Here is a 17,526-nt window from a genome sequence, read left to right on the forward strand (position 1 = left end):
CGAACTAATGTCCATACGATATCCGTGGAAGATACCGCAAAGGACCTGCTCGGCCTTATGCAGTCAAGCCGGCACGCAGGATTTCCGGTCCTTGATAGCGATCAGAAGTTATGTGGGATAGTAACTCTCGAGGATATGAGAGAAAAGGTCAATTATGGAGAGCTTGATACTAAGATAAGCCAAATTGCAACCCATGATGTTATAGCAGCATACCCTGACGAAACGCTGGATGTTGTCCTGAAAAGATTTGCGATGAGGGACGTTGGAAGACTACCTGTTGTCTCAAGAGATGATGACAAAAGACTTCTTGGCATCATTACAAGAAGTGATATCGTCAAATCCTACAACAAGGAAATAGTCACTCGTGTTCAGGAAAAAGATCAAAAAAGATAAAGAAGCGACATCATACCAGAACACGACCAAGGAAATATCCGGCAGTCGTATCATAAATTTCAACATCACAGGAAGTTCCCGGAGATACAGAGCCTTCAGGAAGAACGACCGGTTTGTATGATGCAGTACGTGCCATTACTCCTTTGACCTTTGCATCCATTGAAATGAAAACTTCCCCTTTCCAGCCGATCATCTTTTTCTTTGAATCCAATTTAATGGCATCACATAGTTTGTGAAGTTTATGTGAACGTTCGACAACGATGCGAGTATCCAGATTGCGATATTCAAGTGCTTTTGTAAGAGGGCGAGGAGTATAACGGGAAATGTTCACCTTGTCAGGTTTCATTGTCTTCACCCATTCCAGCGTCATGTTGAAATCTTCATCGGATTCACCCGGAAATCCTACAATGATATCAGTAAAAAGTGTCAGATTCGGAAAAGCATCCTTTAAACGGGAAATGATGGCGTTGGTCTCTTCTATGGAATGGTAACGGTTCATCTTCTTAAGGACAGAATCAGATGCTGACTGTATCGGAAGATGCACTATCTTGTATATCTTATCAGATTTGAAAGCATCAATAAGCTCATCAAGGATAGGAGTTACCGAGAACGGGTTCATCATGCCGACCCTTACCTTGAAATCCCCGGGGATCGCCACGATACGCCTTAAAAGCTCCGGAAGCAATACATCCCTGTCAGTGCCATACTGCCCGTTATCCTGTGAGGTCAGCCATATCTCACGACATCCCTCATCCACTGCCATACGAATATCCTCAACAATGGAGTCGGCATCGAAAGAGCGTAATTTGCCCCGGGCTATCGTAACGATGCAATAGGCACAGCTATAATCGCATCCCTGAGATATCTGGCAGATGTGTATGTTCGGATTAAAACGTGAATGAGCTGTCTTGAGAAATCCTTCCGGCTCGGAGGATATCAGTTCCACCCTTTCGCGTGAACCGCCGTTGCGGGAGTTTTCAATGGACCTCAGGACCTGCCCTATCTTTGCAATGGAGTTCACACCAAGAATATGGGCATCGGGATTCCTCTCAAGTATCGTTTCGAGCTGTACCTGTGGCATGCAGCCGGTGACGACCAAATCAATGCCCTTAGCCCCAAGGTCCTCGATCTTGTGAAGGATCTTCTGCTCGGTTGTATACTTGACAGTACATGTGTTAATGACCACTACTTCGGCATCCTTCTCATCCACAAGCTCATACCCAAGATCTCTGACCGATGCGATCATGATCTCGGATGAAGCCTGATTTGCCGAACATCCATAGGTTGTGATGTGTGCTTTCATGTCAATGAGCAATTACAGACGCAGAGGTGTCTGTTCTTTGTCGCCGATATAGATGGAATCGGTCAGTTTCACAACACCGGAACTACCCATGCAAATACTGTGGACCCTGGCATCTCCGCCACCGAAAAGGTTCACCTGGTTCAGGAACTGACCACTTGTGACCCCGGATGCTGCAAATATGAAATCTTTGCCTGGAACGAGTTTGTCAGTGTCAAGAATATTATTGATGTTGTCTTCTGTGATACCCATGGTAGCGAGACGAGGCATCTTCTCTGCTTTCTCTTCTGCCATCTCTTCTTCCGATCCACCGTTGGCAACTGTCGGAAGGACGAGCCTTGCAAGGACCTTGCCGCCAAGGATCTTGATCGCAGCCGCAGTCAGCACGGCCTCACCTGAACCGCCTGAGCCCATTACGACATGGATACCCGAGCCACGTATAGCTGTGGAAACGCCTGGCATGAGATCACCGTCAGAAACAAGGTTTACACGTGCACCAGTGGCACGGATCTCCTCGATCATATTCAGGTGCCTATCCCTTTCGAGAATGACAACCACGATCTCCCCAATATCCCTTTCCAGTGCCTTTGCAACTATCTCAAGATTCTTTATGATAGGTGCATCAAGATCGATCTTTTCATCAGGGTGTTCCTTTTCATACCTGACAACATCAGGACCGACAACGATCTTGTCCATATAAACATCAGGACCGTGGAACAATCCACCAGGCTCTGCCATTGCCATAACGGAGATAGAACCAGGGATACCGTCTGCGGTCAGGTTTGTCCCCTCAAGGGGATCGACTGCAATGTCCACTACGATGTCACCTTTGCCTGTACCGACTTCCTCACCGATGAATAGCATAGGAGCTTCATCCCGCTCACCTTCACCGATCTTGATAACACCTTTGAAATCAAGGGTGTTCATCATCCTACGCATGGCTTCTACGGAAACCTGATCTGCGTAGTTCTTGTTGCCTTTCCCCATCTGATATGATGCAGCAATGGCTGCAGCTTCTGTTACGTGGATAAGGCTTGGAAGTAATGCACATTCGATAGGACCTGCACATTTTATCATGTTCTCTACTGTCTTTGGGTGAGGCAAAATATCATCTCCGGTAAACGTATGTAGCTGACTAATGTTTCAAAACTATTAATGTTTTCCATTAAATTTTCATCAAGAATGACCATTGGCACAAATAGGGTCGAAATCGACTTATTTTAAAACATCCACAAGAGCAACCCTTTCCAGAACCAGTTCAGGTATCCGGTCCTCTCCCACCGCCTCAATTTCAGCGTCCGTTATAGAGAATTGGGAAATAAGTTTTTCATTCTTGGATACTGAATGTTTGAGCACATCCGAGGGCTCAACCAGTGAAGAGACCTTTTTAGCGGCTTCGCCCACATTCTCAGGAGCTCCCATTATAATGAACACGACATCCAGCCTGCCTTCGGAAAGCCCAATGGAGAATGCCTCGCCGATCTGCCTTTTACCGGAAGCATAACGCATCATCTCCACCCCAAGGTCCTTTGCAATGTTAGTACCATTCTCCATTGCTTTCATTGCTTTTGAAATTGCATGGTCTATATGGGCTTTTCCAGCGATCTTGCCGGCATCCATTCCCTGTATTATCACATCATGTTCGGATGCTATTGAAGAAAGACCTTTCAAGAACCTTTGTAGTTCATCTATGACCAAAGAGCCTTCTATGAGCTGGATATCCATGATATGTGGATTAGATTTCCCTTCAATAAGTATGACGGTCACCATCTAAAGAAAACAATATATACTCAAAGGGAAGCGTTCTTTCCGCTTCTTTTATTTAGTTTGTCATTAATTAAACGAAATATAACTAAATTTATCAGAACTAGAGCTATTATCATATCTACAATTTTCCATAGCAAAAGTCGCGGATACCAAGATCGAAGCTATCCATGATGTGTTCTCGAAATAAGATAAGAACTTGTTGGAACGGTGTTATTTATGCAACAGGATTATAATTCAAGCAATATTGAACAAAAATGGCAACAAAAATGGGATGAGAGCAAGGTCTTTGAAGCTGAAGCCGATGACCGCGACAAGTATTTCATAACTATCCCATACCCTTACCTGAACGGAAATCTCCATGCCGGGCATACAAGGACATTCACCATCGGTGATGTCGTTGCAAGGTACAAGAGGATGATGGGCAACAATGTCCTCTATCCAATGGGATTCCATGTGACCGGAACACCGATAGTCGGGCTTGCAGAGCTCATACAGAATCGAGATCCAGAGACGATGAAAGTGTATACCGAGTTCCACGGGATACCAATGGAAACGCTCAAGGGCATGGACACTCCTGAAAAAATAGTGGATTATTTCAGTGTGGAAGCTGAAAGGTCCATGCGCTCCATTGGATATTCCATCGACTGGAGACGTAAGTTCACGACCACCGATCCAAATTATAAGAAGTTCATCGAATGGCAGTTCAATCTGCTTTATGAAAAGGACCTCATCGTCAAGGGTTCACATCCTGTCAAATGGTGCCCTAATGACGATAATCCTGTGGAAGATCATGATATCCTCCACGGAGAAGAAGCTACGATCATAGATTACACTCTTGTCAAATTCAAGTATGATGGCATGATTATCCCATGTGCCACATTAAGACCTGAAACGGTCTTCGGTGTGACAAATCTGTGGATCAATCCAAATCTGGAGCATGTTAAGATAAAAGTGACCTTTGAAGGCAGGGAAGAGGTATGGGTCGTAAGCAAGGAAGCATATCGTAAACTTACTTTCACGGACAGAGAGGTAGAGTTCATCGAGGATATCGATGCCAGGTCATTGATAGGCATCAAGGTCACTAACCCCCTGAACGACGCACAGGTCATTACCTTGCCTGCATCCTTTGTTAAGGGAGAGAACGGAAGCGGTATCGTAATGAGCGTGCCTTCACATGCACCATACGATTATCTTGCTTTGAGAGACCTCTATGACAAGGACCTCAGCGAATATGGGATCATTGAAGACCTGCGGGAACTCAAGTTCATTTCATTGATCAAAGTGAAAGAATTCGGGGAATTCCCTGCGATAGAGGCTGTGGAACAGTTCGAGGTAAAGGACCAGGACGACCCCAAGGCAGAAGAGGCGACAAAGATCGTCTATCGCCGCGAATTCCATGGTGGTGTGCTTAAAGAGAATACGGGCAAGTATTCCGGAATGGCTGTTTCCAAGATCAAGGATGTTCTTACACGGGACCTCATTGAAATGGGGATCGGCGAAGTATTCTACGAGTTCAGTGAACCGGTCGTCTGCCGTTGCGGAACACCATGTGTCGTCAATATGGTCAAAGGACAATGGTTCCTCAACTATTCTAACCCTGAATGGAAGGAAAAGGTTTACCACTGTATCGAGAACATGGACATCATCCCTGAAGACCTCAGGGTCGAGTTCAACAACAAAGTGGACTGGCTCAAGGACAAGGCATGTGCGAGGAAGAAAGGGCTTGGAACACTTCTGCCCTTTGATAACCAGTGGCTTATTGAGTCCCTTGGGGATTCCACGATCTACATGTCATATTACATCGTTGCGAAGTTCATTGCAATGGGAATTGAGACAGAGCAGCTAGTGCCGGAACTGTTCGACCATGTGCTCCTTAAAAAATGTTCATTGGAGACTGCTGCTGAAAAGAGCGGTATCGATGCAGATATCATCGAACAGATAAGCAACGACTTCGAATACTGGTACCCTGTTGACCTGAGATCTTCAGGAAAGGACCTGATACCGAACCACCTGTTGTTCTTCCTGTTCCACCACGTAGCTATCTTCGATGAGGATAAATGGCCACGTGCAATAGCCATCAATGGTTTTGTGTCACTTGAAGGAAAGAAGATGAGCAAATCAAAGGGCCCCCTTCTTACACTTAATGATGCCATCAAAAATTTTGGTGCGGATATTTCCAGGATGTACATTCTTTCCAGTGCGGAACAGATGCAGGATGCTGACTGGAAGAACTATGGAATTGAAACTGCCAGAAAGCAGATAGAAAGGTTCTATAATTTTTCAAAGGATATCATAGGGTCCGGAGTACCAACCTGCAATGTGGAGAACCTGAAAGGCATCGACAGATGGATACTCAGCAGATTGCAGCAGCGCATACTTGAAACAAATGAAGCCCTTGATACGATCAGAACCCGAAATGCATTGCAGAATGCATATTTCCTGCTGTTCAATGATATAAGATGGTATCAGAAGCGTGGTGGAAGCGCTCTTCTTTGTGAGGTACTGGATGTCTGGATAAGACTCATGGCGCCATTCACCCCGCATATCTGTGAAGAGATATGGGAGGCAATAGGCCATTCAGACAATAATCTTATTTCATTGGCAGACTATCCGCAATATGATGAGAGTCTCGTGGACACTCAGGCAGAATTTACAGAGGAGCTTATCAGCGGTACCCTTGCAGATGTGGATGAGATCATAAAAGTTACAAAGCTCACACCAAAGAAGGCCATATTGTACACTTCACCTGAATGGAAGATGGAGACATTCAAGAAGGCCCTTTCAATGCAAAAGGAAGGAAGCCTGAATCCTGGTATACTTATAAAGGATCTTATGAGCGATCCAGAGATGAGGAGCCATGGAAAGGAAGTTCCTAAGTTTGCGCAGAAGGTCGTTTCGGACATAACGGCCATGAACGAGGAAAAGTTCGATACCCTTTCGAACTTCGATCTTGATGAGAAGATCGCACTTGAGGAAAATCTGGAATTCTTCAAGAACGAGCTTGGATGTCCTGTGGAGATATATTCAGCAGATAATGCAGAGTATGACCCCGAAAATAAGGCAAGGTTCGCATATCCACTCAGACCAGCTATCTATCTTGAATGATGTGGAGGGGAACATCCCTTCACCACCCTTTTTTTATGACCTTAGTCTTAGATCAGAGTTACCTGTTTTGTCTTTGGCACAAGACCACTAAGGTCGGACATCTCTTTGACCAAGGCAATAAGAACAGTGTTCGCAATAATCAGTACTTCAGCTGATGTGGGATCAACTGCGATATTATATGCCGGGTCCGAATCAGGAATTTCGATACGATTAATGGATCGTCTCAATTCTTTCAGGTCTTTACCCGCCAGGTCCCCGACCGTAATGAGAGAACGGCGATAGTTCCTGATGTGGGATTCATTAATACCCATTAATTTCAGTTCTTCTTTGAAAACAGGTCTTTCAAAGATGGAAGTGGCAATGTGAACAGCCACAGGAAAACGAATATCCGGTTCAAGGGATTGAAAATGTTTGGCCATTACAGAATATAGCTCACTTTCGGATGCATCCCCACCCTCCACACATACATATATCTTGGAGGGAGGGATTTCAACTTCCTTTAATTTATCCATATCACGCAATGCGCGAAGATAGCCTGTGATGATAAGCCGGTGTTCTTCAAAACCTTCTGCTTTGAGCTCCCTGCTTATACCACTTATGGATAATTGCTTTTTATCAAGTATCTTATAAATTTTCGTATATAGATCTTCAGCCATGCTTCCTAATCAGTATTGATAACAAACTTGGATAAATGTATCGGTCAATTAAAGATGATGATTTTTATCATAAAAAAGAAGAGCATAAGACACTAGAATCTGCGCAATAAAGCCATACACCCACAACACCTTTATTTAGTTAAAGTTGCATATGGGAGTAAGCGTAGTGAATAAAAAAGTGGATTTTACCCGGAAAAATCTGCGAACCCCCCAAAACTTACCTTAAAAGAGGTTTCTAATAATGCCGAAAAGGACTCGAATTATAAATGACCCCTCAGAACTGGTTCCCCTGCTCCAGACTTTTCAGTCAAAAGAACATAAACAGGTGTTCAATCTCCTTTTAGACGAGTGGTTGACAAAAGGAGACATAGAAGAGAAAATGGGATTTGATGCAACAGAAAGCATTAGCATACTGAAAAAATGTGGACTTCTTGAAAGTCAGTGGCATATGCCGGAACCCGGTAAAAAGCCCGAAAAGGAATACCATTCATCTTATTCTAAAGTTCAATCGAACTTCCAGTGTTCTTTTGAAGATCTGAGCGATATAATAATACTTACTTTCAATAAATATGAAGAGATAAGTGACCTCATAACCGAACTTGAAGAACTGGTGGAGAAAGGAAATCATTCCATGAGCAGTCTGACGCGTGCTATGAACAAAAATCCATTGTACATTCGTTCTCTGGCCAGAAGATCATCAAAGCTTTCGGTCATGGGACAAAGGCTCAAGATGAGTGAGGAAAATGAATGATAGATATTCTTCAAAGTAAAAGCGGTATCACCAAATTTCAGATACTTACAGAAGTTGCTGCACATCAGCCAAATGTTCGCCAGAAGGAGATCGCAGAAAAGATCGGTGTTACTCCCCAGGCAGTTTCTGAATATATAAAAGAACTTACCGCTGAAGGATTTATCTTTTCTGATGGTCGTGTACGTTACAGGATCACTAAAAAAGGTGTTGAATGGGTCCTGGAGGGCGCTGCGGACATGAAACGCTATGCTAATTTTGTCATGAGCGACATCATTAGTCATGTTTCCACATGGACAGCTATTGCAGATGAAGATCTTGAAAAGGGGGATGACGTATATCTTCAGATGCGAAAGGGTTTACTTTACGTCAGCAAAACGAATATAACGAGTGCAACCGGCATCACCATATCTTCTGTTGAAAAAGGGGATGATGTAGGGGTTACGAACCTTCTGGGAATGATCGAACTTGAAACGGCAAGCATCACCGTATGCAAGATACCACGAAGCGAACGTGGCGGATCAAGAAATGTAGATCTTGAAAGGCTGGAAAAACTTGCCAGTTCAAAATCATTCATTGCAGTCATTGGTGTTGAATCCCTTGTGGCATTGAAAAAGATAAACAAGGAACCAGATGTGATGTATGGGGCCAAGGAATCAATTGTCGAAGCTGCATTCCACGGATTATCATCCCTCGTGCTTGCAATTGATGAGGAAGTACCACAGATCATGAGCAGGCTGGAAATTGAAAATCTGGAATATGAGCTTGTAGACCTCACTGTTCAGTGAGGAAAAGCTGATATTTTATGAAGGGATAACTATGAAAATACTTGCTATTTCTGATACACATCTCAAGGAAGGAGAGATACCCCCCACTTTCAGGGGATTGCTCGATGAATGCGATATAATCGTCCATGCCGGGGATTTTACATCAACTGAATGCTATAATACATTTGCAGCCACAGGCAAACTTAAGGCAGTACATGGAAATTCAGATGATTCCGAATTAAAACAATTATTACCTGAGAGACTTGTTTTTGAAACAGAGGGAGTTAAGATAGGGATAGTTCATGAAGGCTCGCTGTCCATTATGGATACGACCGCTTTGCGTTATCTGGCCCTTGAGATGGGGGTTGATGTCCTTATATTCGGACACATCCACAGGCCATTGATAGAAAAAAGTGATGTGATACTGATATGCCCGGGTTCACCTACAAAACCACGTCAATCGGACCCATCTGTAGTATTGATAGATATTAAGGATGGAAAAATATTGCCAAGGATAGTTGAGGTAGAAGGAAAAACATGCGGATCCATCGATTTTTCACGAGATCTGGAGAACGAGAGATAAAAGCTACAATTTACGAGGCTTTATCCTTCATTACCTTTTATATTTCTATTTTGAACATTACCAGCTAAAATACTTGAGTTCACATTATCGCCAAATTTCAGAAACTTATTGGCATAAGGCATCTTTTAACTTCAAAGGGCTGATAACTTAAATTGCCGAAACATATCAAAAATAGGAGAACTGCACAAAATGTGCAGTTGTTTAAATATCAGAGATCTTCTTTCAATGACCTCAAAGCTTCCCTGACCATTGATGAATAATGGTCTTTATCAGTATTGTAGTGCTCTTTTGCTTTGACAACATTGGAATCCATATTATCAAGGTCCTTGACACGCTCAAGAGTTCGCCTTGCTGTATCCGCAACCCAAAGATCACGTGTGGTAACATCGACAATTGAGATCGATTCAGGTCTTACTGATGTAAAGACCGTGCCCTCAGCATTTGTATAAGTGCTTGGCTTACCTACGATCGCTACAAAAGCAGGAGTTTCACATTCTGCAAGAGCCTGAGCAGCTTCCGGCTGGTACTGACCTGCATAGATCATGAAAGAACCAGTTGGATCGGACACGCGACCTCTCCAATACTCGGAATCCGTACCTATATCCTCTTTTTCTATGAGAGTACCTACAATGAAAAGGCGATTTACCTTTGCACCGGTAGGTGTCAGCAGATATTGTGGAGAATACTGGTCATCCCCATCCTTGAAGGTCAGATTGGATTCTCTGAACTCCTGTGCAAAAACGCGCCTTGAAACTTCCCTAACGTATCCAGCCATTTAGATCATCTCCGCATCTGCGATTAGTTCATCAAGCATTTCCATATCCATCCCATCCTGCGGTTCAATTGAATCTACAAGAATGTATCGATCGACTTTAGAGCCAGTCACAGTGAAATATTTTCCAAGTAATTTTAGCCTCATCTGATCAAGGACAACACCCTGATCAAGTGCATCAGCAGCCATGGAAATTGCATCATCCAGAGTTATACCACTTATCTGTTCAGCAAGTTCTCTTTTAAGAATGGATTCCTGCGCAGTGTTACCATCATCAAGAACTGCCTTGATACGAAGATCATAAGTACCATCTACTTTTCCATGCTCCATGCAGGCACCTTTCGTTAGTGCTCTTTTACACTCAGGACAACGTTTAATCAATCCTGAACCTGACTGTACATCCACCATTGCACCAGCAAAGATTATGGAAGTAGAAGCGATCTCTATGTCTTCATCAAGTTCTTCTATAGAACTGTTCTTGTTAAGAGTTATCTCGAACTTGTCATTCCATTCCTGTGCAACGACATTATTGAAAAGATAACTTTTCCCCTCAGTGAGATCTAACAGATCTGCACTTGTCCATTTGATGAATTTGATAGTACCGGTGCTATCTCCGGCCAATCCGACCTGGGATATAGATTCGTGGGAATTGTCCCATAACTGAAAGACCTTTGCTTTAATAGATACCCATTTTCCATCTTCTGCAATATCAGCAACATTTACCATTGGTGCAGGTTGCCCATCCCCGGCTCCTGCCATCGGAGATGAAATGACCTCAATGTCCTCATCGATTTCTTCTACCACAGTGTTCTTATTAAGAGTTACTTCAAACCTTCCATTCCATTCATTGCTAACAACGTTCTTGAAATAGTAGCTTTTTCCCTCTTCAACATCAGGGATAGTGTCACGTGACCATTTGATGAACTTTATTGTAGCGGTTTCATCACCGATGATGCCTACCTGTGAAACAGATTCATGGGAACTGTCCCATAATTGTAAGACCTTTGCCTTGATGTTCACCCATTTTCCACCTTCATCAATCCCATTGAGCTTAACATCGGGTGTTGACCTCGAGTCAGGTGTTGTTGACTGACCACCAAAAAAAGCATTTCTGTCGAGATCATTTTCCTTTAAGAAATACGTAATGACACTTCTGCGAGCTTCATCAAGAGGAACTTTGAATTTTGTCACCAATTTATCAAGACGATCTACAATGTCCTCAATTGGTATATCCACACCAAGTTCCAAAAATTTTGATTTTATATTCTCTGCTGTTTTATCCATATTATTTCCTCAAGCCTCATGTTTGTTCCTGATAGAGAGGCAAATTAACTTACATCACTTAAGTATAAGTAATTAAAGTAAGCGGGGTGAAAGTAATTGAAAAACTGAAATTACCTACCCAAAAGGTCTGCAACAACCTTTGCTGCATCCCCTTCCCCAATGACAGTTACCACATCATCGAATTCAAGTACGAGGTTACCGTTTGCAATGAACGATTGATTACCCCTCCTCACCATTAGCAGAAGACTGTCCTCAGGAAGCGACAACTCTTTGATGGATTTTCCGGCAACCTTTGGATTTGTGACCTTGATCTCGAGTATATCCCCACCTTCACCTACTTCGCACATGGAGAACATGTGAGGCCTACCAACCATATTATCGAGGAAAAGAGCAGTACTCATGGCAGGGCTCATTGCGCGTATCTCAAGGTCCCAAAATGCATGTAGGTTTTCCATATTGTTTACCCTTGCAACTATCTGATCTTCCTTGAAACCGAACTTTGTCTTTGCGATCTGGCATACCAGAAGATTGGTATTATCCTGATCAGTACTTGCAACGACATATTTTGCATTTTCAATACCGGCTTTTTTGAGGACATTCACATCTTCCGCATCGCCATGTACGACACGAATTCCAGATTTCATAAGGCGTTGACAGTGCTCATCGGATGATTCAACAACAACTACATTTTCACCTCTTTTTTCAAATCTCTCCGCAAGTATTCTGCCGACTTCTCCTCCGCCTACTATAAGGATCTCCATGGGTATCACTCCTAAAAACTTAGCTACATATTTCGACAGGAAACCTGTCATTAATACAGTAATGATAACAGTTAAAAATACCAGACCTACAAGCTCTTGCCCACCTTCAAAATTTAAACCATTCAGTTTTATCGCAAAATAAGTTGCAATTGATGCGGGTACGACTCCGCGAGGACCAACAAACGAGATAAATAGCTTTTCCTTAGTATTGAACGCTGTCCCCACCATACTTGCAAAAACGGAAAGAGGACGAACAAAGAACATCAATAAGAATACAACAGTAATTCCAAGAAGACCGATCCTGAAAATATCTTCGAACCTGAGCATTGCAGCAAGAAGAATAAAGATAAGAGAGAGCATCATCATAACGAGATCCCCTTTGAACTCTTTTAAAACATTCTTGTAAGGTACATCTGAGGTACCCATAATTATTCCAAACACTGCCATTGCAAGGATCCCGGATTCTGCACCCAATGACTCAGAGACTACAAAAATAGCAATAACTGAAGTTAAGGTCAAAAATTTCACCATTTGCTCGGAGATAACGGCTTTTGAGAGGAACTTTGATAATAAGAAACCTCCCAGTGAACCCATTAACAGACCAATGAGAGCTCTGTAAAGAATAAAGCTGGCAACTTCAAAACCTGATAACTGGGAAACTACGACCTCAAAAACAAGTGCTGCAAGTATAACACAGGCGGCATCGTTAAGGACACCTTCAAGCTCTAGGGTTTTGCTGACCTTATGACTTACCCGGACCTGCCTCACAACAGGAGTGATCACCGTAGGACCTGTTGCAGTTACCAATGCTCCGAAAACAGCAGCTATTTCCAATGGGATACCAACTATTGCATAGCTTAGAAATGTTGCACAGACGAATGTAATAATGACCCCAATGGTCACAAGCCTGAGCACACCTTTTTGTATGGCCCTTATCGACTTCACATCAATATGAAGCCCACCATCAAATACTATCACTGCAACGCACAAAGAGACTATTGCTGTAAGACCTTCTCCAAGAAGAGAAGGGTCCAGAAGTCCAAGTATTTCAGGTCCTGCAATGATACCTTCTGCAAGCAGAAAAATAAGGACGGGCATTTTGAAGAGCCTGCTCAGACTTTGTGCCAGAAGGCTCATGACCAATACCGCAAGCGCGATCTGTAACAGATATATGGATTCCACTTTAAAACTCCAGAAAGCATTTAGGCATCTGCCTGAGTAATGTTAATAGAGATAATGCAATTAAAATATAAAGTTGTTTTCAAAAACGACTAATATAATGGTGTTGAAACCAAATGATTTTGAAAGATCACTAAAAAAAGAAAAGATAAAAAGAAGACAGGGAAGAACCCCATCTACTTTATTGAAATTATGCGATTGTGTTTCTGAAAGTTTCACAGCAGTTGATTTCGATATCGAGGAGTTTCTCGATGTTCATCTTAGCTGCAATACCCTTTGCGCAACCTGGCACAGAGGTGATTACACCGATGTCGAGCTCTTCTCTGATCTCTCTCATGACGAACTCGTCGGAAAGGTCTGCATTTGAGACACCGAGCTTCTTTGCTACGAAGTCCTTTGCTTCTCCAAGTCTCATGTTCTTTGAGAACTGCATCCTTGCAACAAGGTCACCAGCTGCTCTCATACCGGTCATACCGGAAGCCATGATGTGTGCGATTGGCATACCGAGTGGGTCGCCAACACCGATCTATATTCCATCTACGCCTGCGATCTCGACAATTGCCTTGCTTGCCCTTGTTACTGCATCTATTGGAGGGGTCTCAAGCATTGGAATACCGCCGACACCCATACCCATATCTGCGTGACATGGAATAGAGGATGCTTCGACAGCTGCCTTCGTGAATGTTACTGAACGACCCATGTTCCATGCGGAAGTCTTGCTGGTGTTTGTGTTACATACAGGACCGAAGGTGTTAGCTCCTGCCTTCTCAGCAAGTAATACCTGCTCGTGTGGCCAGAGACCTGCAAGTCTTGTACCATCGTACTCAAGGTCACCGTGCATACCAAGAACGAGTTCTCCTGCCATACCTGCATTGATGTACATGTTAGGGAACTCTTTTCGGAGTTGCTCAATAGCATTAAGTGATGCGTACATGTCACCGTCGCCAGCTGCGCCGATGGTATCGAAGTTAACACCGTCAGAGCCAACCTTCTGGAGCTTCTGCATGATCCAGACCATGTCACGTATTCCGTGGTCACCAGCGTGCTGGATAGAGTCCTGAGCTTCAGATATCTTGAAAGCTTTCATAAGGTCGCCTGGGTTCTCGAAAGGACCATCAGGAGTGTAGTACAGACCCATGTTTGGCATTGCACCGTAGAGCATAGGAATAACCATGTTCTGCTGGCAAACTTCCATTGTCTGCTGTTCCTGGGAGATAACTGGCTTGACTGGCTTGAAGCTGTAGTCGATGTGACCGAGCTCCATTGTGTCTGCGCCAAATGCACGCTCGTGGACCATTGAACCAACGAGTCTGCTTGCAGGAATACCTACACCACTGTTACCCTGGTCACCATCGATCCTGATAGCACCAATGTCGTGTGTTACCGGAACTTCAAGTCCTGGCTCTACACCGACGATCCTGCCAGGTGAAGTGATGATGTCAAGCATATGATCCATTTCATCTTCGGAAAGTGCTGGAATGTCACCGAGGTCTGCTGCGTCAGCACAACCTGCTTCGATGTCAGCCAGTATGTCTTCCTTGGTCATGAAGATCTTCTGACCGTCACCCATTCTTAAGAAATATTCTGTTGCCATGTTTACACCTTAAAATTTGTGATTATAAAAGAAGCTCTTTTGCTTTTGCTACAGCTTCACTTGCATTTTCTGCATAGCAGTCTGCGCCACATTTCTTTGCCCATGCGTCTGTTGCTGGTGCGCCACCGACCATGACCTTGATGCTGTCCCTCATGCCGTTCTCTTTGAGAAGCTCGATGACTTCTTTCTGGCCCTGAAGGGTTGTTGTCATAAGTGCGGAAAGACCGACCATGTCAGCGTTGGTTTCCTTGATCTTATCAATGAAGTTCTGTACAGGAACATCTCTGCCAATGTCGTGGACTTCAAAGCCTGCTGCCTGAAGCATTGTTGATACGATTGCCTTACCGATGTCGTGAACGTCACCCTCGACGGTACCGTTTACGATAACACCGAGCTTAGTGGATGCGCCTTCGCCGGTTGCAAGCTCGTCCTGGAGCATTTCAACACCAGCGGACATTGCGTCTGCTGCCATCATGACGTGTGGAAGGAAAAGCTTTCCTCTCTCGAAGAGTACGCCAACTTCGTTCATACCTGCTGCGAGACCGTTGTCGATAAGTTCTACTGCTGGAGCCTGGCCCTTTGCCTTCTCTACTGCAGCGATTACATCATCTTTCTTGCAACTTACTACCGCATCGGATAGTGTTTTAAATAATTCTTCGTTTGTCGTTTTAAAACCTCCTTTGAAAACAATTCTATGACAATCCCAAAGGGACTTATAGAAAATTGAAAGTGTAGTTGGGGTGGATGCGCTGAGGCATATACCCCATCGTTTACCCAAAAGTCCAACTACACATATATATTTTGTGTTTTAGGCCTTTAGAATTGGGACACGAATGTCCTTGCCTGCCACAGTGCGATCAAAGAAATGACGATGATCGCGATCATCCAAGTGTATTCTGCTGCTGGAAAAACGGCAGTGGACATATCAAAGCCTTCACCGTAGTAGCCAACCATATAGTCGTTCATTACTCCCATATTCAAACCTCCTTATAAGTTAAGGCATGTATCTGCTGCACGGGCCTTTCCGAAATCTGTGATGACGTATTTGTGCAAAAGGAAACCTTTCTTATACACACCATCTTCATCTACTTTTGATTCCACTGACCTGAGCATACCGCCTGAAGCTAACTCGAGGATATCGAAATTGATCGAGTCCCTACCGAAATTGCTGTCCATTCCGTATTCTTTCTGTATCTGTCCGACGATCTCGTAGTTCCAGTGTTCTTTCTCATCAGAGAATAACTCGAGTAGTCTAAACTTAATAGGAATATCTCCTGTCATATCACTCACCTCTCAGAGATTCCATCTCACCTGTTTCTTCGGTGATCATTACAAAGCTACCGAGAACACAAAGTGCACCACCGACAAGTACTGTCCATGCTGGCACCTGTGCAAGGAAAAGGTACATGAAGATCACAGCACAAAGACCGTAAAGGTTTCCTATACCCTGACCTCTTCCAACACCGATAAGTGGGAATGATTTATACCAGCAGACATAGCAGAAACCAAATGTGATACCTGCGAATGCAAGGACCATGATTGATAGTGGGTTGAATGCCAGGATAGCATACTTCAAGACTGGATATCCAGCCAATGCGACTACTGGTACAATGACGATCCACCAGAGGATGTTCTCACCAATGAAACGAATTGCAATACCAACATCAGGCTCTGCAATATCGAGACCCTTTCCAGCGATAGCGCCTTCAATACCCCAACCTAATGCAGCCATTAATCCACCAACATATCCAATCCATGCAATATCACCAGCGGCTATCTCAGCGAGAGCTCCACCAACGAAGATAGTGAGACCACCAGCGATGATGACAAAGATACCAAGAGCTGCACGTTTACTGATCTTTTCACCATACCAGTAATAGGCTAAAACTGAACCGATCACAGGATAGAGCAAAGCAGCAACTGCTGCGAAACCGGCACCAACGAATCCAATAGCAATGAATGAACCAAGGATAGCGATAGGTCCACCAAAGATAGATGCAAGGAAGAACCATTTACTGCATGGGTGGAATGCCTTCAATGTTCTCTTCATTTCTCCTAACTTACCAAGCGCACCGTTCCATACCAATAGTGCAATAATAACAGTTAGCGCGTTGAACGCAGAAATTAGAACAGCGACCACAAGTGTTGCAGCTGTTGCACTTTCGTATGTTCCTGCACCAGTTGGATCTGCAATATTGATCCACATTGCATCAAATGGAGGTACTGCCCAGATAATTGTTCCAGGAATATACCAGATACCCCATAATAATGCACAGAACAAAGCCCACATGTAGCCCTTGTTCATTTTACGTTTATTTTCCAATTTCTTCAATTCTCTTATGTCCAAAGTGACTCCTCCAACTCTATAATAATAATAATAATAATTCGTACAAGTATATATAATTATAGATAATAAATTCTAAAGAAAAGAAAAAGGAGTCCGAGCGAACCCCTCATCTTCTCATAGAGTCAATTTACTCAGCTGCTGCGTTACATTTGACGACTGCGTCAGTTGCGTTCTCAGCATAGATGTCTGAGCCGATCTTGTCTGCCCAGTCCTGTGTGACAGGTGCGCCACCGACCATGGTCATGACAGTGTCACGGATTCCAGCTTCCT

At 43.7% G+C, this 17,526-nt stretch carries 16 protein-coding genes and 2 pseudogenes; 5 read left to right on the forward strand and 13 right to left on the reverse strand.

Features of this window, described 5'->3' with window-relative positions; translation table 11 throughout:
* A partial coding sequence (locus tag QAS77_RS03685) for a CBS domain-containing protein (protein WP_305064186.1) occupies positions 1–393 on the forward strand: 393 nt, incomplete at its 5' end.
* Between the two features lie 10 nt (positions 394–403).
* Here the strand turns inward: QAS77_RS03685 and QAS77_RS03690 are convergent.
* The 3 genes from QAS77_RS03690 to cgi121 form a co-directional block, all read right to left on the reverse strand.
* Complete coding sequence (locus tag QAS77_RS03690) at positions 404–1,696, reverse strand: tRNA (N(6)-L-threonylcarbamoyladenosine(37)-C(2))-methylthiotransferase (protein ID WP_305064187.1); 1,293 nt, start codon at positions 1,694–1,696, stop codon at positions 404–406.
* 12 nt (positions 1,697–1,708) lie between these two features.
* Entirely contained in the window at positions 1,709–2,797 is a 1,089-nt protein-coding gene (glpX, locus tag QAS77_RS03695; protein WP_305064188.1) for a class II fructose-bisphosphatase, read from the reverse strand.
* A gap of 111 nt (positions 2,798–2,908) precedes the next feature.
* A complete protein-coding gene (gene cgi121, locus QAS77_RS03700) occupies positions 2,909–3,418 on the reverse strand; it encodes a KEOPS complex subunit Cgi121 (protein WP_270096193.1) in 510 nt (169 codons plus the stop codon).
* A 258-nt stretch (positions 3,419–3,676) separates the two neighbouring features.
* Here cgi121 and leuS point away from each other — a divergent pair, with 258 nt between their 5' ends.
* Positions 3,677–6,565 carry a leucine--tRNA ligase gene (gene leuS / locus QAS77_RS03705; protein ID WP_305064189.1) on the forward strand — a complete coding sequence of 963 codons (2,889 nt, stop codon included), beginning with the start codon at positions 3,677–3,679 and terminating at the stop codon, positions 6,563–6,565.
* 47 nt (positions 6,566–6,612) lie between these two features.
* Here leuS and QAS77_RS03710 read toward each other — a convergent pair whose 3' ends face one another.
* Positions 6,613–7,221 (reverse strand): hypothetical protein, encoded by a 609-nt coding sequence (locus tag QAS77_RS03710; protein WP_305064190.1) that lies wholly within the window; start codon positions 7,219–7,221, stop codon positions 6,613–6,615.
* 241 nt (positions 7,222–7,462) lie between these two features.
* Between QAS77_RS03710 and QAS77_RS03715 the strand changes: the two genes are divergently transcribed.
* Genes QAS77_RS03715 through QAS77_RS03725 form a run of 3 tightly spaced genes read left to right on the forward strand, consistent with a single transcriptional unit; the run spans position 7,463 to position 9,319 of the window.
* Entirely contained in the window at positions 7,463–7,972 is a 510-nt protein-coding gene (locus QAS77_RS03715) for an ArsR family transcriptional regulator (protein WP_305064191.1), read from the forward strand.
* Positions 7,969–8,757: a DUF7839 domain-containing protein gene (locus QAS77_RS03720; RefSeq protein ID WP_305064192.1), complete on the forward strand. Its 789-nt coding sequence runs from the start codon at positions 7,969–7,971 to the stop codon at positions 8,755–8,757. The genes QAS77_RS03715 and QAS77_RS03720 overlap by 4 nt, the downstream gene beginning before the upstream one ends.
* 31 nt (positions 8,758–8,788) lie before the next feature.
* Positions 8,789–9,319, forward strand: a complete 531-nt coding sequence (locus QAS77_RS03725; protein ID WP_305064193.1) for a metallophosphoesterase family protein — start codon at positions 8,789–8,791, stop codon at positions 9,317–9,319.
* A gap of 208 nt (positions 9,320–9,527) precedes the next feature.
* On the opposite strand, the gene QAS77_RS03730 is transcribed toward QAS77_RS03725, so the two are convergent.
* From QAS77_RS03730 to QAS77_RS03770, 9 genes and pseudogenes are all read right to left on the reverse strand, one after another.
* Positions 9,528–10,094 carry an RPA family protein gene (locus QAS77_RS03730; RefSeq protein ID WP_305064194.1) on the reverse strand — a complete coding sequence of 189 codons (567 nt, stop codon included), beginning with the start codon at positions 10,092–10,094 and terminating at the stop codon, positions 9,528–9,530.
* The gene (locus QAS77_RS03735) at positions 10,095–11,375 is read right to left on the reverse strand and encodes a replication protein A (protein WP_305064195.1); all 1,281 of its coding nucleotides are present in this window, start codon (positions 11,373–11,375) and stop codon (positions 10,095–10,097) included.
* Between the two features lie 110 nt (positions 11,376–11,485).
* Complete coding sequence (locus QAS77_RS03740; RefSeq protein WP_250867366.1) at positions 11,486–13,318, reverse strand: cation:proton antiporter domain-containing protein; 1,833 nt, start codon at positions 13,316–13,318, stop codon at positions 11,486–11,488.
* Positions 13,319–13,505: 187 nt separating this feature from the next.
* Positions 13,506–14,909, reverse strand: a pseudogene (mtbB, locus tag QAS77_RS03745) ([dimethylamine--corrinoid protein] Co-methyltransferase).
* Between the two features lie 22 nt (positions 14,910–14,931).
* Entirely contained in the window at positions 14,932–15,600 is a 669-nt protein-coding gene (gene mtbC / locus QAS77_RS03750; RefSeq protein ID WP_331522104.1) for a dimethylamine corrinoid protein MtbC, read from the reverse strand.
* 125 nt (positions 15,601–15,725) lie between these two features.
* The gene (locus tag QAS77_RS03755; protein WP_305064196.1) at positions 15,726–15,884 is read right to left on the reverse strand and encodes a hypothetical protein; all 159 of its coding nucleotides are present in this window, start codon (positions 15,882–15,884) and stop codon (positions 15,726–15,728) included.
* A gap of 12 nt (positions 15,885–15,896) precedes the next feature.
* Positions 15,897–16,190: a hypothetical protein gene (locus tag QAS77_RS03760; RefSeq protein ID WP_305064197.1), complete on the reverse strand. Its 294-nt coding sequence runs from the start codon at positions 16,188–16,190 to the stop codon at positions 15,897–15,899.
* 1 nt (position 16,191) lies between these two features.
* Positions 16,192–17,256 (reverse strand): DMT family transporter, encoded by a 1,065-nt coding sequence (locus QAS77_RS03765; RefSeq protein WP_305064198.1) that lies wholly within the window; start codon positions 17,254–17,256, stop codon positions 16,192–16,194.
* Positions 17,257–17,383: 127 nt separating this feature from the next.
* Positions 17,384–17,526 (reverse strand): annotated as a pseudogene (locus QAS77_RS03770) (dimethylamine corrinoid protein 3); the annotation flags it as partial.

Source organism: Methanococcoides sp. (genome assembly GCF_030594565.1).
In the GTDB taxonomy this organism is placed as follows: domain Archaea; phylum Halobacteriota; class Methanosarcinia; order Methanosarcinales; family Methanosarcinaceae; genus Methanococcoides; species Methanococcoides seepicolus.